This window comes from Methylobacterium oryzae, assembly GCF_021398735.1.
Taxonomy (GTDB): Bacteria; Pseudomonadota; Alphaproteobacteria; order Rhizobiales; family Beijerinckiaceae; genus Methylobacterium.
In genome coordinates, this window is the sequence record NZ_CP090349.1 from 2,635,802 (window position 1) to 2,655,238 (window position 19,437).

Sequence of the window (19,437 nt, forward strand, 5' to 3'; positions counted from 1 at the left end):
CATCGACCCTGCCATCAACGCCGCCGCCGCGCTTCGGTCTCATCGGTTCGGCAATGCCGTCGGGAGCCGTCACGCGCCGACGTGGACCCGATCAAGATCGTGCTTGCGCCCGCGGGAAAACGGACATAAACATATCTTTATGTCTATCGAACGCAGGCAAGAAGCGGGGTCGATCCCCTTTCCGGAAGCCCTGGGCGTCCTGCGTGCCGCCGCGGAGGAGACGCGCCTGCGCATCCTGGCGCTGCTCGTCGAGGGGGAACTGTCGGTGTCCGACCTCACCGACATCCTGGGTCAGTCGCAGCCGCGGATCTCTCGCCACCTCAAGCTCTTGGTGGAGGCCGGGCTGGTCGAGCGCCACCGCGAGGGGGCCTGGGCGTTCTTCCGGCTGTCCGACGCCCGCGCCGGCCTGGCGGACCCGCTCCTGTCCGGTCTCGACCGGACCGCGCCGCCCCTGTCGGAGGACCGCGCGCGCCTCGACGCCGTCCGGGCGCAGCGGGCGGATGCCGCCACGACCTTCTTCGCCCGGCTGGCCCCCAAATGGGACGAGCTGCGCTCCCTGCACGTGCCCGAGGCGATCGTGGAGGCCGCGGTGCTCGACGCCCTGGGCGACCGCCCGATCGGCAGCCTGATCGATCTCGGCACCGGCACCGGCCGGATGCTCGGCCTGCTGGCGCCCCGGGCCGGCCGCGCCACCGGGCTCGATTCGAGCCACGCCATGCTGTCCGTCGCCCGGGCCAACCTGGAGCGCCAGGGCTTGGCAAGGGTGGACCTGCGGCAGGGCGACATCCACGCGCCGCCCTTCGCGCGGGCGAGCTTCGACCTCGTCGTGGTCCATCAGGTGCTGCACTATCTCGACGACCCGGCCCGGGCGCTCCGCGGGGCCGCGCGGCTCGTGGCGCCGGGCGGCCGCCTGCTGGTGGTGGACTTCGCGCCGCACGAGCTGGAATTCCTCCGCACCGGGCAGGCCCACCGGCGCCTCGGCTTCTCCGCCGAGCAGGTCTCCGGCTGGCTCGCCGAAGCCGGCCTCGCGACGGTCGCCACCCGCGATCTGACGCCGCGCGAGTCGGGCCAGCTCACCGTCACCCTCTGGCTGGCCCAGGACGGGCTGGCTCAGGACGGGTTGGCCGACACCGACACAGAACAGCCTCAGCGCGCCGTCGCCTGAGACACTGACCTCCGCAGACTTCGTCTGAACCGACCGACATAGAGGACGAGACCCCGATGCGCCGCTCCACACACCGCGCCAGCCGCGACGGCTACCACCCGATCCGCGTCTCGATCGAGTTCTTCCCCCCGAAGACCGACGAGATGGAGAAGATCCTCTGGAACTCCATCGAGCGCCTCGCGCCGCTGCAGCCGAGCTTCGTCTCGGTGACCTACGGCGCCGGCGGCTCCACCCGCGAGCGCACCCACAACACGGTCGCCCGCATGGTCCGCGAGACCGGCCTCAAGCCCGCCGCCCACCTCACCTGCGTGGACGCCTCTCGCGACGAGATCGACGCGGTGGTCCAGTCCTACTGGGACGCGGGCGTGCGCCACATCGTGGCGCTGCGCGGCGACCCGGCCGAGGGTGTCGGCCACGCCTACCGGCCGCACCCGGAGGGCTACGCCTCGACCGCAGAGCTGGTGAAGGGGATCAAGCGGATCGGCGACTTCAAGGTCTCGGTCTCGGCCTATCCTGAGAAGCACCCCGAGGCGGCCTCCCTCGACGCCGACATCGACGCCCTGAAGGCCAAGGTCGATGCCGGGGCCGACCAGGCGATTACCCAGTTCTTCTTCGAGAACGAGATCTACCTGCGCTACCTGGACAAGGTCCGGGCCGCCGGGATCACGATCCCGATCATCCCGGGCATCCTGCCGGTGCAGAACTTCAAGCAGGCGGCGAACTTCGCCCGCCGCACCGGCGCCTCGGTGCCCTACTGGCTGGCCGCCCGGTTCGAGGGGCTGGAGGACGACGTCGAGACCCGCCGGCTCGTGGCCGGCGCGGTGGCGGCCGAGCAGGTGCTCGACCTCGTGGACGAGGGCGTCAACGACTTCCACTTCTACTCGATGAACCGCTCCGACTTGGTCTACGCGATCTGCCACCTGCTCGGCCTGCGCGCCCAGGCGCCGAAGCTGGCGGCCGCGAAGGCCGCGGCTTAAATTCTCGGGGCCGCGGTCCGTCATCGCGAGCGCAGCGAAGCGACCCAGGGTAGCGCGACATCCGTGAGCGTGGCGCGGCTGGATTGCTTCGCTGCGCTCGCAAAGACGGCTTGTGTCCGAGACAGCAGCCAGGGCACGCACGAGAGACCGAAGATCCCCCTCCACCTCGTCCTGAGGGGCCGCGTGAGCGGCCCCGAAGGAGGGCTCCAGGGAACACCGAGATATCTGGAGGCCTCCAAGGCCTCCGCTTCGCTCCGGCACCTCAGGACGAGGTGATCTGACAGGACGCACGATGACCGATTTTGCCCCCGTCGACGGCACCGAGATCGCGAAGGCCCTGCGCCAGCGCGCCGCGGAGAAGATCCTCGTCCTCGACGGGGCGATGGGCACCGTCATCCAGCGCCTGAAGTTCTCGGAAGAGGACTTTCGCAGCGACCGGTTCAAGGATCACGGGCACGATCAGAAGGGCAACAACGACCTGCTGATCCTGACCCAGCCCGACGCGATCCGGCAGATCCACCTCGACTACTTCCTGGCCGGCGCCGACGTCTGCGAGACCAACACCTTCTCGGGCACCACCATCGCCCAGGCCGATTACGGAATGGAGTCGATCATCCACGAGCTGAACGCTCAAGGAGCGCGGCTCGCCCGCGAGGCGGCCAAGCTCGCCGAGGAGAAGGACGGCCGCCGCCGCTTCGTGGCCGGTGCCATCGGCCCGACGAACCGCACCCTGTCGATCTCGCCCGACGTGAACAACCCGGGCTTCCGGGCGGTCACCTTCGACCAGGTCAAGCAGGCCTACGTGGAGCAGGTTCGCGGCCTGATCGACGGCGGCGCCGAGCTGATCCTGATCGAGACGATCTTCGACACGCTGAACGCCAAGGCGGCGGTCGCGGCGGCGTGGCAGGTCTTCGACGAGACCGGCATCCGCCTGCCGATCCAGATCTCCGGCACGATCACAGATCTCTCGGGCCGCACCCTGTCGGGCCAGACCCCGGCGGCCTTCTGGCACTCCCTGCGCCATTCCGAGCCGCTGACCTTCGGCCTCAACTGCGCGCTGGGCGCGCGCGAGATGCGCGGCCACATCGCCGAGCTGGCGCGGATCTGCGACACGCTCGTCTGCGCCTACCCGAATGCCGGCCTGCCGAACGAGTTCGGACTCTACGACGAGAGCCCGGAGGCGATGGGCAAGCTGGTCGGCGAGTTCGCCGAATCCGGCCTCGTCAACATGGTCGGCGGCTGCTGCGGCACCACCCCGGACCACATCCGTGCCATCGCCGAAGCGGTGGCCGGCAAGGCGCCGCGGCCGATCCCCGAGGTGCCGCGCCTGATGCGTCTGTCGGGCCTCGAGCCCTTCGTGCTCACGCCGGAAATCCCGTTCGTGAACGTGGGCGAGCGCACGAACGTCACCGGCTCGGCCAAGTTCCGCAAGCTCATCACCAACGGCGACTACGCGGCGGCGCTGGACGTCGCCCGCGATCAGGTGGCGGCCGGTGCCCAGGTGATCGACGTCAACATGGACGAGGGCCTGCTCGACTCACAGAAGGCGATGGTCGAGTTCCTGAACCTCGTCGCCGCCGAGCCCGACATCGCCCGGGTGCCCGTGATGGTCGATTCCTCGAAGTTCGAGGTGATCGAGGCCGGCCTCAAGTGCATCCAGGGCAAGCCGATCGTGAACTCGATCTCCATGAAGGAGGGCGAGGAGAAGTTCGTCGAAGCCGCCAAGATCTGCCGCTCCTACGGGGCCGCCGTGGTGGTGATGGCCTTCGACGAGCAGGGCCAGGCCGATTCGTACGAGCGCAAGGTCGAGATCTGCACCAAGGCTTACCGGATCCTGACCGAGCAGGTCGGCTTCCCGCCCGAGGACATCATCTTCGATCCGAACATCTTCGCCGTTGCCACGGGCATCGAAGAGCACAATCCGTACGGCGTGGCCTTCATCGAGGCGACCCGCACGATCCGCGAGACCCTGCCGCACGCCCACATCTCGGGCGGCGTCTCGAACCTCAGCTTCGCCTTCCGCGGCAACGAGCCGGTACGCGAGGCCATGCACGCGGTGTTCCTGTTCCACTGCATCAAGGCCGGCATGGACATGGGCATCGTCAATGCCGGCCAGCTCGCCGTCTACGACGAGATCCCGGCGGAGCTGCGCGAGCTGTGCGAGGACGTCGTCCTCAACCGCCGCGAGGATTCGACCGAGCGCCTGCTGGAGGCCGCCGAGCGCTTCAAGACCGGCGCCTCGGCCCAGGCCAAGACCGCCGACCTGACCTGGCGCGAGGCTCCGGTCGAGAAGCGGATCGAGCACGCGCTGGTCAACGGCATCACCGAGTACATCGTGGCCGACACCGAGGAGGCGCGGGCCTCAGCCGAGCGCCCGCTCCACGTCATCGAGGGCCCGCTGATGGCCGGCATGAACGTGGTCGGCGACCTGTTCGGCTCCGGCAAGATGTTCCTGCCGCAGGTGGTGAAGTCAGCCCGGGTGATGAAGCAGGCGGTCGCCTATCTCGAGCCGTTCATGGAGGAGGAGAAGCGCGCCAACGGCGGCGACGGCAAGCGCCAGGCCGCCGGCAAGGTGCTGATGGCGACCGTGAAGGGCGACGTCCACGATATCGGCAAGAACATCGTCGGCGTCGTGCTGGCCTGCAACAACTACGAGATCATCGATCTCGGCGTGATGGTGCCGGCCGCCAAGATCCTGGAGACCGCCAAGACCGAGAAAGTCGACATCGTCGGCCTGTCGGGCCTGATCACCCCGTCGCTCGACGAGATGGTCCACGTGGCCGGCGAGATGGAGCGCGAGGGGCTCGACGTGCCGCTGCTGATCGGCGGCGCCACCACCAGCCGCGTCCACACGGCGGTGAAGATCCACCCGGCCTACGCCAAGGGTCAGGCGGTCTACGTCACCGACGCGAGCCGCGCGGTCGGCGTGGTGTCGAGCCTGATCTCGAAGGAGACCCGTGGGCCGACGATCGAGAAGGTCCGGGCCGAGTACGCCAAGGTCGCCGACGCCCACAGGCGCTCGGAGGCCGACAAGCAACGGCTGCCGCTCGCCAAGGCGCGGACCAACGCGTTCAAGATCGACTGGTCGGGCTACAAGCCGGCGAAGCCCTCCTTCACCGGCACGAGGGTCTACGGCTCCTACGAGGTCGCCGACCTCGTGCCCTACATCGACTGGACGCCGTTCCTGCAGACCTACGAGTTCAAGGGCCGCTTCCCGGCGCTCCTGGACGATCCCGAGCAGGGCCCGGCCGCCCGCGCCCTCTACGAGGACGCGCAGGCGATGCTGAAGCAGATCGTCGAGGAGCGCTGGTTCAATCCGAAGGCGGTGATCGGCTTCTGGCCGGCCAACAGCGTCGGCGACGACATCGCGCTCTACACGGGCGAGAGCCGGTCGGAGCGGCTCGCCACCTTCCACGGCCTGCGCCAGCAGCTCTCGAAGCGCGACGGCCGGTCGAACACCTGCCTGTCGGACTTCGTGGCGCCGGCCGAGACCGGCATCGCCGACTATGTCGGCGGCTTCGTGGTGACGGCGGGCCTGGAGGAGGTGCGGATCGCCGAGCGGTTCGAGCGGGCCAACGACGATTACCGGGCGATCCTCGTGAAGGCGCTCGCCGACCGCATCGCCGAGGCCTTCGCCGAGCGGATGCACGAGCGGGTGCGCAAGGAGTTCTGGGGCTACGCGTCCGACGAGGCCTACGCCCCCGAGGAGCTGGTGCTGGAGAAGTACGACGGCATCCGCCCGGCCCCGGGCTACCCGGCCCAGCCCGACCACACCGAGAAGACCACCCTGTTCGACCTGCTGAAGGCGGAGAGCCGGATCGGCGTGAAGCTCACCGAGTCCTACGCGATGTGGCCGGGTTCCTCGGTATCGGGGATCTACATTGCCCACCCGGAGGCGCACTATTTCGGCGTCGCCAAGGTGGAGCGGGATCAGGTCGAGGATTACGCCGCCCGCAAGGGGATGGATGTCCGCGACGTCGAGCGCTGGCTCGGCCCGATCCTGAACTACGATCCGACGCGGTACATGCCGCAGGCGGCGGAGTAGGGGCGGGGCACCACCGTCATCGCGAGCGTAGCGAAGCGAGCCAGGGCCGCACGACATCTGTCGGCGTGACGCCCCTGGATTGCTTCGCTCCTCTCGCAAGGACGGCAGGGCGGCGCGAGCCGCCCATCCAACCTCAGCAGGTCCCCGCACCCCGCGTGTTCACGTACAGTGAATAGACCGAGTGCGTGGACGTCATCAGCAGCAGGTTGCGGTTGAGTCCGCCGAAGCACAGGTTGGCGCAGCGCTCCGGCAGGCGGATCCGGCCGATCAGCTTGGCCTGAGGCGAGAGCACGATGACCCCGTCCTCGGCCTCGCTCATCCCCCAGCCGCACCAGAGATTGCCGTCGACGTCGACCTTAAAGCCGTCCGGCGTGCCGGTCCCGGCATCGTAGAAGACGCGGCCGTTGGCGGTCCTGGTGCCGTTCTCGACCACGTCGTAGACGCGGATCAGGCGGTTGGGCTTCGCCCGGGCCTCGATCACGTAGAGCTTCGACTCGTCCGGCGAGAAGCACAGGCCGTTCGGCCCCGCCACGCCCTCAACCGCGACGCTGGCCTGTCCCGTCTTCGGATCGATCCGGTAGATGTAGCCCGGTAGCTCCGGCGCCGCCATCGACTCGTGCGGGTTCGGCCCGAAGGCCGGATCGGTGAACCAGATCGCCCCATCGGAATGGCAGACCACGTCGTTCGGCGAGTTCAGCGGCTTGCCGTCGAACCGGTCGAGCAGCGTGGTGATGGTGCCGTCATGCTCGGTGCGGGTGACGCTGCGGGTCCTGTGCTGGCAGGTGATCAGCCGGCCCTGCCGGTCGCGGGTGTTGCCGTTGGCGTAGTTCGACGGCTTGCGGAACACCGAGAGCGCGCCGGACGCCTCCTCCCACTTCATGATCCGGTCGTTGACCACGTCGCTGAACAGCAGCGATCCCATGTCGCCGAACCAGACCGGCCCCTCGGCCCAGCGGAAGCCCGTGGCGACCCGCTCGACCGTCGCCGAGGCGAGCCGGTACTTGGCGAAGGCCGGGTCGAGGATCTCGACGGCCGGGTCGGGCACCCGCTGCGACGGCTCCCAGCCCGCCCCGGCCGCCCGCGCGGCGCCGAGCAGGGCCGCTCCGGCGAGCAGGCCCCTGCGCGCGATCGTCACCATGTTACCTCCCTGTGATGGGGCCCGCCGCCTGTTGCCGACGGCTCGGGCCGGTCAGTGAATCTCGGGTTCCGGGATCCCCCCGGCGCCCTCCAGAAAGTCGAAGTCGCAGCCCTCGTTGGCCTGCCGCACGTGCTGGGCGAACAGCCGGTTGTAGCCCCGCGGATAAGACCGGTCCGGCGGCCGGAACGCCTTCACCCGCGCCGCGATCTCGGCGTCGTCGAGGTGCAGGTGGATCCGCCGCCCGGGCACGTCCACGGTGATGAGGTCGCCGTCGCGCACGGCCGCGAGCGGGCCGCCCGCGGCCGATTCCGGCGCCACGTGCAGGATGCAGGCGCCGTAGCTCGTGCCGCTCATCCGCGCGTCCGAGATGCGGACCATGTCGCGCACGCCCTGCCGGAGCAGGACCTTCGGGATCGGAAGCATGCCCCATTCGGGCATGCCGGGGCCGCCGATCGGGCCGGCATTGCGCAGGATCATCACGTGGTCGGGCGTGACGTCGAGGTCGAGGTCGTTCACCGCCGCGCTCATCGCGTCGTAGCTGTCGAAGACCAGCGCGGGACCGGTGTGCTGCAGCAGCCGCGGGTCGGCGGCCGGCGGCTTGATCACGCAGCCGTCCGGGGCGAGGTTGCCGTACAGGATCGCGGTCCCGCCCATGGCCACGATCGGTCGGTCGAGCGGGCGGATCACGTCGTCGTTGAACACCCGCATGCCGGCGAGCCCGTCGCCGATCGTTCCGCCGGTGACCGAGCGGGCGTCGAGGTGAAGGAGGGGGGACAGGCGCGCCATCAGGGCGCGGATGCCGCCCGCGATGTGGAAATCCTCCATGAGCCACTGACCCGAGGGCCGGAGGTTGGCGATGACCGGCACCTTCTGGGCGAACTCGTCGAACTCGGTGAGCTTGACCGGGATACCGGCCCGACCGGCCATGGCCACGAGGTGGATCATCGCGTTGGTGGAGCCGGCGAGCGCGTTGTGGACCACCAGCGCGTTGTCGACCGAGCGGCGGTCGAGGATGTCGGACGGCTTCAGGTCTTCCCAGATCATCTCGACGATGCGCCGGCCGCAGGCGCCGGCCATGCGCGGATGGTCGGCGTCGGCCGCCGGGATCGAGGCCGAGCCGGGCAGGGACAGCCCCAGGGCCTCGGTGATCGCCGTCATGGTCGAGGCCGTGCCCATGGTCATGCAGGTTCCGGCGGAGCGGGCGATGCCCGCCTCCATGTCGTTCCATTCCTGCGTGGTGATGTTCCCGGCCTCCTTCTCGGCCCAGTACTTCCAGACATCCGAGCCCGAGCCCAGGATCGTCCCGCCGAAATGGCCGCGCATCATCGGTCCCGCCGGCAGGAACACCATCGGCAGGTTCATGGAGATCCCGCCCATCACCGTGCCGGGTGTGGTCTTGTCGCAGCCGCCCATCAGCACCGCGCCGTCCACGGGGTGCTGGCGCAGCAGTTCTTCCACCTCCATGGCCAGGAAATTGCGGTAGAGCATCGTGGTCGGCTTGACGAAGTTCTCCGACAGCGACAGCGCCGGCAGCTCGATCGGGAAGCCGCCCGCCTGCCAGACGCCGCGCTTCACGTGCTCGACGCGCTCGCGGAAATGCTGGTGGCAGGGGTTGATGTCGCTCCAGGTGTTGATGATGCCGACGATCGGCTTGCCGGTGAAATCCGCCCGCTCGTAGCCCATCTGCAGCATGCGGGAGCGGTGGCCGAAGCTGCGCAGGTCGGTGGCGCCGAACCAGCGCTGGCTGCGCAGATCCTCCAGGGTCTTCTTGCGCGCGGTCATCGCTCTGTCTCCGGTCTCACGCGTTCGACCCGGCCGGGCGGCCCGCGACGAGCGTGATCGCCGCGGCGGCGAGCGCGCAAGCCGCCAGGAAATAGAGGCCGGCCTCGTAGGTCCCGGTGTAATCCTTCAGCCAGCCCAGGACGTAGGGGCCGACGAAGCCGCCGAGATTGCCGATCGCGTTGATCAGCGCGATCCCCCCGGCGGCCGCGGGCCCGGCCAGGAACTCCCCCGGCATCGCCCAGAAGGCGGGCTTGCTCCCATAGAGCCCGATCGTGGCCACCGACATCGCCGCGAGCGCCCAGAGGCTGCCGAGCATGGGGCCGGAGACGACGAGGCCGAGGGCGGCGACCAGCGCGGCGATCGCGAAGTGCCAGCGGCGCTCGTCGCGCCGGTCCGACGACCAGCTCCAGGCGATCATGCCCAGGGTCCCGACGCCGTAGGGCACCGCCGTCGCGACCCCCGTCTCCCAGTCGGTGAGGTGCAGGCTCTTCAGGATCGGCGGCAGGAAGAAGGTGATGCCGTAGGTGGCGGTACCGATGCTGAAGTACATCGCGCCCAGCGCGAGCACGCGCCGGTCGGTCAGGACCTGCCCCAGAGTGAAGGGCCCGTGGGCCCGGACCGTGCCGTCCCGCTCCGCCGCGATCGCGGTCCCGAGCCACAATCGCTCCTCGGACGTGAGCCACGCGGCCTGTTCGGGCCGGTCGGTCATCAGCGCCAGGACCGCGAAGGCCAGCAAGATCGAGGGCGCCGCCTCGAGGAGGAACAGCCACTGCCAGCCGTGCAGGCCGAGCGCCCCGTCGAGCTGGAGCAGCGCCCCCGAGATCACCGCCGTGAGGGCGTTCGAGCCCGGGACCGCGAGGAACAGCGCGGCGACCACGCGCGCCCGGTACCGCTTCGGGAACCAGTAAGTGAAGTAGAGGATCACGCCGGGGAAGAAGCCGGCCTCGGCCACGCCCAGCAGGAAGCGCAGGGCGAGGAAGCTCGCCGGGCCGGTGATGAGCGCCATGCTGCCCGCCACCAGCCCCCAGGTGACCATGATCCGGGCGATCCAGAGCCGCGCCCCGGCGCGCTCCAGGAGGACGTTGCTCGGCACTTCGAAGATGACGTAGCCGAGGAAGAAGATGCCGGCCGCCCAGCCGTAGACCGTGGCGGAGAACCCGAACTCCCGGCTCAGCCCGAACGCCGCGAAGCCCACGTTGGTCCGGTCCATGTAGGCGACGAAGTAGATCAGGACGATCAGCGGCAGCAGACGCCGCGACACCTTGGCGACCGTCCGCCGCTCGATCTCCGGCGCCGCATCGCCCCCGCGCAACCTCGCCGCCATGGCGTCCCCCCGAGCCGAATCCGACGCGTCCCGGCCCTTTGCCGATCGCGGGCCGGGCCGGAGCGGGCCGGTGCGGCACGCTCAGCGGCCGGTCCGCGTCCGCCAGGCGGCGAAATCGGCGAGGCTCTGCTCGTCGGTGGCAGGGTAGAGGCCGAGGATTGTGCGGCCCTTGCGTACCTCCTCGGTGACGAAATCCTCGTAGGCGGTCATCTCCACGGCCTCGTCGGCGACCGCGTCAGCGAGGTGGGCCGGGATCACCGCCACCCCGTCGCCGTCGCCGACGATCACGTCGCCGGGGAAGACGGGCGCGTCGCCGCAGCCGATCGGCACGTTGATGTCGATCGCCTGGTGGACCGTGAGGTTCGTCGGCGCCGACGGGCGCGCGTGGTAGCTCGGCATCTCCAGCCGGGCGATCTCGTCGGCATCGCGGAAGCCGCCGTCGGTGACGAGCCCGGCGCAGCCGCGCACCATCAGCCGGGTCGCCAGGATCGAGCCCGCGGAGGCGGCCCGGGCGTCCTTCCGGCTGTCGATCACCATCACGGCGCCGGGCGGGCACTCCTCCACGGCCTTGCGCTGCGGGTGCGCGCGGTCGCGGAACACCGTGATCGGGTTCAGGTCCTCCCGGGCCGGGATGTAGCGCAGGGTGTAGGCCTCGCCGACCATCGTCGGGCCGCCGGCCTTCAGGGGCAGCACGCCCTGGATCATCTGGTTGCGGAAGCCGCGCTTGTAGAGGGCGGTCATCAGCGTGGCCGTGCTGACGGTCTTCAGCTTGGCGCGCGTCTCAGGGGACAACCCGGACATCCGCTTCTCCTCCCCGGGCCTCGGTCTCGGCACCCGCGGACGGTGACAATCACGCGTCGCTTGCGCCGGCCTTGGCTCCCGTCCGCGCTGGGCGCGGACTGATATCCCAGCTCTTGAGTAACACGGGGCGCCGCGCCATTGTCAACCGGCGCGGGTCGCGACCGACCCGAGCGGAGATCGACGGGGAAGCCCTTGGCCGAATTGGACTTTGCGGGCGGCAGCGCCTCGGCGGCGGAGGCGCGCAGGCCGCGCTCGCTCGCCGAGACCGCCTACGACGCCATCGAGCAGATGATCATCAGCCGCCGCCTCGCGCCCGGCGCGATGGTCTCCGAAGGCGAACTCGGCGCGGAGCTGGGCCTCGGCCGGACCCCGGTCCGCGAGGCCCTGGCACGGCTGAAGACGATCGGGTTCGTGGAGGTCCACCCGCGCCGCGGCGTCCTCGTCACCCAGGTCGACATCATCAGGCACCTCGAGCTGCTGGAGGTGCGGCGGCCCCTCGACGAGACCGTGGCCCGCTGCGCCATCGCGCGGGGCACCGAGGACGACATGGCGCGGCTGCTGGATCGCGTCGGCGGGCTGCGCCGCACCGCCGAGGCCCGCGACCGGGAAGCGTATTTCCGGCACAAGCGCGCCCTGCACGAGGGGCTGGTCGGCGCCGCCTACAACCCGACGCTCGCCGGCACCATGGCGGCGCTGCACGCGCAGTCGCGACGGTTCTGGTACACCTACGAGCCGACCGCGAGCTTCCCGGACTGCGCGGCGATCCACGCGGCGATCGTGTCGGGCATCGCGGCGCGCGACGCGGAGGCGGCCCTTGCCGGGATCGGGACGCTGTTCGACTTTCTCGACCGGATGACCCGCCGGGCCCTCGACCGGCGCCCCCTGGTCTGACAGGTTGACCGCCCCGAACCCGCCCCTATCCTGAGACTGGGATATCAGACGCATCTCAGCGGCGGGCGGATCCACGGCCGATCCCGGCGCCATGCCCCGGACGCGGCCCGAGCGCCAGGGAGGAACGGCTTGAGCGGATTGCCCCCACGCACCGGCGCGCAGGTGCTCGTCGACCAGCTCCGCGCGCAGGGCGTCGAGCGCGTGACCTGCGTCCCCGGGGAGAGCTACCTCGCGGTGCTCGACGCCCTGCGCGACAGCGGCATCGACGTGCTGGTCTGCCGGCAGGAGGGCGGCGCGGCGATCATGGCCGAGGCCGCCGGCAAGCTCACGGGCCGCCCTGGCATCTGCTTCGTGACCCGGGGGCCCGGCGCCACCAACGCCTCCGCCGGCGTGCACATCGCCCGCCAGGATTCGACGCCGATGATCCTGTTCGTCGGCCAGATCGCCCGGCGCATGCGCGACCGCGAGGCCTTCCAGGAGGTCGACTATCGCCAGATGTTCGGCGGCGTCGCCAAGTGGGCGGTGGAGATCGACGACGCGGCGCGCATCCCGGAGATCCTCGCCCGGGCCTTCCGGGTCGCGCTGCAGGGCCGCCCGGGCCCCGTCGTGGTCGCCCTGCCGGAGGACATGCTCGACGACGTCGCGGCCGTGCCGGACGCGCCGCGCGTCGTCCCGGCCGCGCCGGCCCCGTCGGGGGACGATCTCGCGCACCTGCGGGCCATGCTGGCGGAGGCGCGGCGGCCGGTGGTGCTGCTCGGCGGCTCCCGCTGGACGGAAGGCGCCGTCGCCGCCCTGGCCGCCTGGGCCGAGCGCCACGATCTGCCGGTGGCGGTCTCGTTCCGGCGGGCCCAGCTCTTCCCCGCCGACCACCCGAACTTCGCGGGCGAGCTCGGGATCGGGCCGAACCCGGCGCTGCTCGCCCGGATCCGAGAGGCCGACCTGCTGCTGATGGTGGGCGGGCGCCTCTCCGAGATGCCGGCGCAATCCTACGGCCTGCTCGGCATCCCCGATCCCGGCCTGCCGCTGGTCCACGTCCACGCCGACGCGGCGGAACTCGGCCGGGTCTACCAGCCGGCGCTGGCGATCGAGGCGGCGCCCGAGACCTTCTGCGCGGTCCTGCCGGAGTTCGAGGCCACCGGCACCGGCCGCGCCGCCGAGGCCCATGCCGCCTACCGCGCGTGGTCCGAGACGCCTGAGCCGAAGCCCGGCGCGTTCCAGTACGGCGCGGCGATCGCGTGGCTGCGCCAGCGGCTGCCGCCGGACGCGGTGATCTGCAACGGCGCCGGCAACTTCGCCACCTGGGTCCACCGCTATTACCGGTTCCGCGCCTTCGGCACGCAGCTCGCACCGACCTCCGGCTCGATGGGCTACGGCCTGCCCGCCGCCGTGATGGCGAAGCGCAGCCGCCCGGAACGGATCGTCGTGGCGCTGGCCGGCGACGGCGACGTGATGATGACCGTGCAGGAATTCGCGACCGCGGTTCAGTACGGGATCGCCGTCGTGGTGGTGGTGCTCGACAACGGCATGTACGGCACGATCCGGATGCACCAGGAGCGCGAGTATCCCGGCCGCGTCTCGGCGACCGAGCTGCGCAACCCCGACTTCGCGGCGCTGGCCCGCGCCTTCGGCGGCCACGGCGAACGGGTGGAGCGCACCGAGGAGTTCGCCCCCGCCTTCGAGCGCGGCCTCGCCTCCGGGCTGCCGGCCATGATCCACTGCCTCGTCGATCCCGAGGCGCTGACCCCGACCATGACCCTCGCGGCCATCCGCGAGAAGGCCCTGGCGGCGCAGCGGGGCTGACCGCCCGCGCGCGCCGTCCCGGTGCGGCCCGCCCGCACCCCCACCGAGAGGAGCAGCTCATGACCCTGCGCGGCGAGAACCTGATCGGCGCCGAGGCGCGGCGCGGCACCGAGGCGGCCTTCCGGGCCGTCGAGGCGGCCACCGGACAGGCCCTGGAGCCGGATTTCCCGGGCGCGAGCCGGGGCGACCTCGACCGGGCCTGCGCGCTCGCCGAGGCCGCCTTCGACACCTTCCGCGAGACCGACCCGGAGGCGCGGGCCGGCTTCCTGGAAGCGATCGCCGCGAACATCCTGGAGATCGGGGACGACCTCGTCACCCGCTGCATGGCCGAGACGGGGCTGCCCCGGCCGCGGATCGAGGGCGAGCGCGCCCGGACGGTCGGCCAGCTGCGCCTGTTCGCCGGCGTCGTCCGCGAGGGCAGCTACGTCGAGGCGCGGATCGACCCGGCCCTTCCGGACCGCAAGCCGCTGCCCCGTCCGGACCTGCGCCTGCGCCGGATCGCCGTCGGCCCGGTGGCGGTGTTCGGCGCCTCGAACTTCCCGCTGGCCTTCTCGGTGGCGGGCGGCGACACCGCCTCGGCCCTGGCGGCGGGCTGCCCGGTGGTGGTCAAGGCGCATCCCGCCCATCCCGGCACCTCGGAGCTCGTCGGCCGCGCCGTCCAGAAGGCGGTTGCGTCCTGCGGCCTGCCGGAGGGGACCTTCTCGCTGCTGTTCGATGCCGGCCAGTCGATCGGGCAGGGGCTGGTGGCCGATCCCCGGATCGCGGCAGTCGGCTTCACGGGCTCGCGCCGGGGCGGCACCGCCCTGATGGCGATCGCGGCCGGGCGCCCGTCGCCGATCCCGGTCTACGCCGAGATGAGCAGCATCAACCCGGTGCTGCTGTTCCCCGGCGCGCTCGCCGCGCGGGGTGCCGCGATCGGCAAGGCATTCGCGGCCTCGCTGACGCTCGGCGCCGGGCAGTTCTGCACCAATCCCGGCCTGCTCCTGGCGCTGCCGGGTCCGGGTCTCGACGCCTTCCTCGAGGCGGCCGGCGCGGCCCTGCGCGAGAGCCCGGCCGCGACCATGCTGACGCCCGGCATCCAGCGCGCGTACCGCGAGGCCGTGGCGCGGGTGGCCGGCCACGCCGCCGTCACCCGCATCGCCGAGGGCACGGAGGGCGGGGCGACCCAGGGCCGGGCGACCCTGTTCGCCGCGGACTCGGACGTGTTCCTGGCGGATCCCGAGCTGCAGGAGGAGATGTTCGGCGCCTCGGGGCTCGTGGTGCGCTGCGCGGACTTCGCCGCGATGCGGGCGGTCCTGGAGCGTCTGGAGGGCCAGCTCACGGCCTCGCTGCACCTCGCGCCGGAGGATCACGCGGCCGCCCGGGACCTGCTGCCGCTCCTGGAGCGCCGCGTCGGCCGGATCCTGGTGGACGGGTTCGGAACCGGTGTCGAGGTGGCGCACGCCATGGTGCATGGCGGGCCTTACCCGGCGACCTCGGACGGGCGCACGACCTCGGTGGGCAGCCTCGCGATCGACCGGTTCCTGCGGCCGGTGAGCTACCAGGACGTCCCCGACGCCCTGCTGCCGGCGGCGCTCCAGGCCGCCAACCCGCTGGGCCTGCCCCGCCGGATCGACGGCACGCCCGAGCGCCGCTGAGCCGCTTCGGGCAGGGGCCGGACGGCCGCGATCCGCCGCTTGCCAGGGGCGGGCGCGGCGTCTAGACAGCCTCCGCTCACCTTGGGGCGTCGCCAAGTGGTAAGGCAGCGGTTTTTGGTACCGCCATTCCCAGGTTCGAATCCTGGCGCCCCAGCCAACAATTCAGCTAAGCCCCTCAGTTCGTTAAGCTTCTCGGCCAGGCGCCCTGCAGGGTGAGCCGGTTGCTACACACTGCTGCTACACAAGCCGCCTGCTGGGCGGTGGGGGAGCGGGGTGAGATACATCGCCAACGTCGTCCTGCGCGGGCGCGTCTTCCACTTCCGGCGGCGCGTGCCGGACGACCTTCGACCCAGGCTGCGGCTTAATGAACTCGTGCGCAGCCTCGCGACCGCCAACCCCCGCACTGCCAAGCTGTGGGCCTATCGGTTATACCTCGCCTCGGAGAGCCTGTTCGTAGCCCTCCGCGCGACGCCGATGCTGACCGACGCCCAACTCGCCCACCTCGTGCAGGAGTTCTACAGCCTGATCCTCGATCAGGATGGGCAGGGGCGCCTGACGCACGGCGCAATCACGAACGAGCTTCGACAACACCGCGTCGTCCAGTACGAAACGATGGCCGCGCGCAATCGCGAGGCACTCGCCTGTAACCGTCTCGAAGAGGCGGGTTTCGTCACCAACCACATGCTCAGCAAGCAGGGCATCGTGGGCAGCGACCTCAATCCGACCGAACTCGCCCGGGCGCGACAAGCCATGCTGCGCGCCGGCATCGACGTCGCCGAGGCGCTGAAGGCACGCCTCGAGGGCGACTTCAACTACGAGCCGCGTGACCGCCTGCTCAAGGCGCAGCTTGCCGCACGCGACGCGGCCCCGGTGCCCGCCTCACCCGAGACCGTGCCAGAACCGCGGAGGACTGAGCCGGTGGCGACGCCACCGCAGCCGTCCGAGTTTCTATCGGCGGTGGGCGTCGCCTTCCGCAACACGCAGATCGTCACTCAGACCTGGGACAAGCAGACGGCGGCCCAAGCCGGGGCGACCTTCCGCCTGTTCGTTGACGTCTGCGGGGACCGGCCACTGGCCGCCTACAGCCGCAAGGATGTCGGCCACTTCCGGGACCGGGTCGAACGGTTGCCGAACGACTATGGCAAGCATCCCCGCTACCGCGACCTCACCGTCGAAGCGATCCTGTTACTCCACGAGGCACTGCCGGAAGCCCGGCGCGCTCGCCCCATCACGCAGCGAACCGTGAAGCGACATTTCTCGGCGCTTTCTGCACTCTGGACCGCGGCCGTGGCGCGAGACCAGGCCGCCGCCAACATCTTCTCGGGCTTCCGCTTCGCCAGCAGCCGCAAGGCGAGTGAACAGCGGGACATGTGGGAGAGGGACGAGCTCTCTCGCCTGTTCGCCACCCCCATCTGGACAGGCTGCGCGTCTCCCGCTCGACGCACCACCCGAGGCACGCTCGTCGTGCGCGACGAGAAGTTCTGGTTGCCGCTGATCGCCGTGTTCTCCGGCATGCGCCAGGAGGAGATCTGCCAGCTGCACGTCGAGGATATCCGGCAGGACGAGGGCGTCTGGTTCATCGACATCAACGACCGCCCCCCGCGGAAGCTCAAGAACGCAACCGCTGTGCGCCGCGTGCCGATCCACTCCGAACTGATCCGCCTCGGCTTCCTCGCCCACGTCGACAAGCAACGTCGCGTCAGGCAGGCGCGCGTATTCCCCAACCTCGAGCCGGGCGGGGCGGACGCGCGGCTCGGCCACGCCTTCACCAAATGGTTCACCCGCTACCGGCGCGACGTCGGGGTCTACCGCTCGGGCCTAGACTTCCATTCGTTCCGGCACACCGCGACGACGCTGATGCACCAAGCAGGCGTGGCCGCAGCGGTGATCGACCACGTCACGGGTCACGCCACGGCAGGCGAGACGGCGCGCTACACCAAGCGTTCAACCCTGCCGCAATTGCGGACCGCCATCGAGATGATCGCGATCGGGGTGGACCTCTCCGCCCTGCACACCGACGCGCGGGGGTAAGCCGGCGCTTGGCGAACCCGTCGTAAGGCAGCAGCGTGGTGTCGGTTAGCGGCGGCGTCCGCCCCGCAGCGGCGCAGGCGGCGGCGCCCCAGGCAGGGGCGCTACGAAAAGTTTCCCCATCGGCACGGCCAGCGCTTCCGCCACGCGGTCAAGCGGACGGACGGCAGCAGCGTCTCTGCGCCCACCCAATGCGGTCGTGAGTCCCACACCAGACGCGGCTTGACGGGCCAGCCCGTATGGGTGCGACCGCCGGCCGCGGCAGAAATCTGCGTCCGGGGGTAAATTCGCAGAGGGGGCAACGGGAATCCCTATCCCCAGCTCCGCCGAGCGTCTGAATCGCCCCGGGTTTTCCGGAGGCCGTTTGGTTTGGCTCAGGCGGCCAAGGCTTGGACCTCGGCCTGGGCATAATAGCGTGCCTCCGCCTCGGCGGGAGGGATGTGGCCGATTGGTTCGAGCAGCCGACGGTGGTTGAACCAGTCCACCCATTCCAGCGTGGCGTACTCGACCGCCTCAAAGGACCGCCACGGCCCGCGTCGATGGATGACCTCCGCCTTGAACAGGCCGATCACCGTCTCGGCGAGAGCGTTATCGTACGAGTCGCCAACACTGCCGACGGAGGGTTCGACGCCCGCCTCGGCCAAGCGCTCGGTGTAGCGGATGCTCACATATTGCGATCCGCGATCCGAGTGACAGACGAGGCCGCTGCCGGCGAAGGGGCGGCGCTCGTGCAGGGCCTGCTCCAAGGCATCGAGCACGAAGTCGGCCCGGGCCGAGCGCGACACACGCCAGCCCACGATCCGGCGGGCGAAGACGTCGATCACGAAGGCCGCATAGACGAAGCCGCCCCAGGTGGCGATGTAGGTAAAATCCGCCACCCATAGCCGGTTCGGGCATTCGGCCCTGAACTGTCGATTGACCCGGTCGAGCGGGCAGGCCGCCGCCGGATCGGGAACGGTGGTGCGAACCCTCCGCCCCCGGACGACGCCAGCCAAGCCCATCGTTCGCATCAGCCGGACCACCGTGCAGCGCGCCACAATGATCCCTTCGCGGGCGAGCTGCCGCCAGACCTTGCGCACGCCGTAGACCCGGAAGTTTGCCTCGTACACGCGCCGGATCTCGACCATGAGTGCCGCGTCCCGCTTGGCTCGAGCCGACAGCCTCCCGGGATCGGCTCGTCGCGCGGCATGGGCGTGGTACGTCGACGGGGCGATCGGCAGAACCTTGCAGATCGGCTCGACCCCGTAGAGCGCACGATGATCGTCGATGAAGGCGATCATGACCGGAACCGGCGGTCGAGCTCCGCCTGGGCAAAATACGCGCTCGCCTTCCTGAGGATCTCGTTGGCCTGCCGGAGCTCGCGGTTCTCCCGCTCCAGCGCCTTGATCCGCTCGCGCTCATCCGTCGTCGGTCCGGCCCGCACGCCCCGGTCGCGCTCGGCCTGACGGACCCACTTGCGCAGCGTTTCGCCAGAGCAACCGATTTTGGCCGCGATCGACTGGATCGCGGCCCATTGCGAACCGTGCTCGCTCTCATGCTCCCGGGCCAGCCGGACTGCCCGCTCGCGAACCTCAGGGGAAAAGGGTGGGGTATGCTTCGTCATGGCTCCAGTCTCTCAAGAGTTGGAGCCTCCGAAAATCCCGGGGCGATTCAGGCGACTGTGTGGGGCGTTGCGCCAGTAAGCAGGAACACGCGAGTGAAGTCGTGAGAACGCCAGCGGAGGCGGACTGCTGCTGCTATCCCTCCAGCACAGGGCGGCTCTGGATGCCTGTTAGGGTCCACCTTCGGAGAACAAGAAGCTATCTGGGCTGTAACATCAAAGGTCCCATGACTTTGCCAACTCCGACCT

At 70.4% G+C, this 19,437-nt stretch carries 12 protein-coding genes, 1 tRNA gene and 1 other annotated feature; of the genes, 8 read left to right on the forward strand and 5 right to left on the reverse strand.

What is annotated here, in order from left to right; all coding sequences use genetic code 11:
* The first annotated feature begins 139 nt into the window (after positions 1-139).
* From LXM90_RS12695 to metH, 3 genes are all read left to right on the forward strand, one after another.
* Complete coding sequence (locus tag LXM90_RS12695; RefSeq protein ID WP_020095369.1) at positions 140-1,165, forward strand: ArsR/SmtB family transcription factor; 1,026 nt, start codon at positions 140-142, stop codon at positions 1,163-1,165.
* A gap of 56 nt (positions 1,166-1,221) precedes the next feature.
* On the forward strand, positions 1,222-2,142 hold the full coding sequence (gene metF, locus LXM90_RS12700; RefSeq protein WP_020095368.1) for a methylenetetrahydrofolate reductase [NAD(P)H]: 921 nt from the start codon (positions 1,222-1,224) through the stop codon (positions 2,140-2,142).
* A 292-nt stretch (positions 2,143-2,434) separates the two neighbouring features.
* Positions 2,435-6,187: a methionine synthase gene (metH, locus tag LXM90_RS12705; RefSeq protein ID WP_020095367.1), complete on the forward strand. Its 3,753-nt coding sequence runs from the start codon at positions 2,435-2,437 to the stop codon at positions 6,185-6,187.
* A gap of 133 nt (positions 6,188-6,320) precedes the next feature.
* Here metH and LXM90_RS12710 read toward each other — a convergent pair whose 3' ends face one another.
* From LXM90_RS12710 to LXM90_RS12725, 4 genes are all read right to left on the reverse strand, one after another.
* Positions 6,321-7,325 (reverse strand): SMP-30/gluconolactonase/LRE family protein, encoded by a 1,005-nt coding sequence (locus tag LXM90_RS12710; protein WP_020095366.1) that lies wholly within the window; start codon positions 7,323-7,325, stop codon positions 6,321-6,323.
* A gap of 51 nt (positions 7,326-7,376) precedes the next feature.
* Positions 7,377-9,107: an L-arabinonate dehydratase gene (gene araD / locus LXM90_RS12715; RefSeq protein ID WP_020095365.1), complete on the reverse strand. Its 1,731-nt coding sequence runs from the start codon at positions 9,105-9,107 to the stop codon at positions 7,377-7,379.
* 16 nt (positions 9,108-9,123) lie between these two features.
* Positions 9,124-10,431, reverse strand: coding sequence for an MFS transporter (locus LXM90_RS12720; RefSeq protein ID WP_020095364.1), 1,308 nt, complete (start codon positions 10,429-10,431; stop codon positions 9,124-9,126).
* 81 nt (positions 10,432-10,512) lie between these two features.
* Entirely contained in the window at positions 10,513-11,232 is a 720-nt protein-coding gene (locus LXM90_RS12725) for a ribonuclease activity regulator RraA (protein ID WP_012319094.1), read from the reverse strand.
* 192 nt (positions 11,233-11,424) lie between these two features.
* On the opposite strand from LXM90_RS12725, the gene LXM90_RS12730 reads away from it, so the two are divergent.
* The 5 genes from LXM90_RS12730 (at position 11,425) to LXM90_RS12750 (ending at position 17,591) form a co-directional block, all read left to right on the forward strand.
* A complete protein-coding gene (locus tag LXM90_RS12730) occupies positions 11,425-12,123 on the forward strand; it encodes a GntR family transcriptional regulator (protein ID WP_026605279.1) in 699 nt (232 codons plus the stop codon).
* 129 nt (positions 12,124-12,252) lie between these two features.
* On the forward strand, positions 12,253-13,923 hold the full coding sequence (locus tag LXM90_RS12735) for a thiamine pyrophosphate-binding protein (RefSeq protein WP_026605278.1): 1,671 nt from the start codon (positions 12,253-12,255) through the stop codon (positions 13,921-13,923).
* Between the two features lie 59 nt (positions 13,924-13,982).
* Positions 13,983-15,560 (forward strand): aldehyde dehydrogenase (NADP(+)), encoded by a 1,578-nt coding sequence (locus tag LXM90_RS12740; RefSeq protein WP_020095361.1) that lies wholly within the window; start codon positions 13,983-13,985, stop codon positions 15,558-15,560.
* A gap of 82 nt (positions 15,561-15,642) precedes the next feature.
* Positions 15,643-15,717, forward strand: a tRNA-Gln gene (locus tag LXM90_RS12745).
* Positions 15,718-15,833: 116 nt separating this feature from the next.
* Positions 15,834-17,591: a site-specific integrase gene (locus LXM90_RS12750; RefSeq protein ID WP_234082812.1), complete on the forward strand. Its 1,758-nt coding sequence runs from the start codon at positions 15,834-15,836 to the stop codon at positions 17,589-17,591.
* Between the two features lie 371 nt (positions 17,592-17,962).
* On the opposite strand, the gene LXM90_RS12755 is transcribed toward LXM90_RS12750, so the two are convergent.
* Positions 17,963-19,191, reverse strand: a protein-coding gene (locus LXM90_RS12755; RefSeq protein ID WP_091713013.1) for an IS3 family transposase whose coding sequence is annotated in 2 segments (ribosomal slippage) — positions 17,963-18,903 and positions 18,903-19,191 — 1,230 coding nt in all. Because the reading frame shifts where the segments join, the coding sequence is not laid out codon by codon here.
* Positions 18,794-18,910: a sequence feature (AL1L pseudoknot), on the reverse strand. It overlaps the preceding gene by 117 nt.
* Positions 19,192-19,437: the final 246 nt, after the last annotated feature.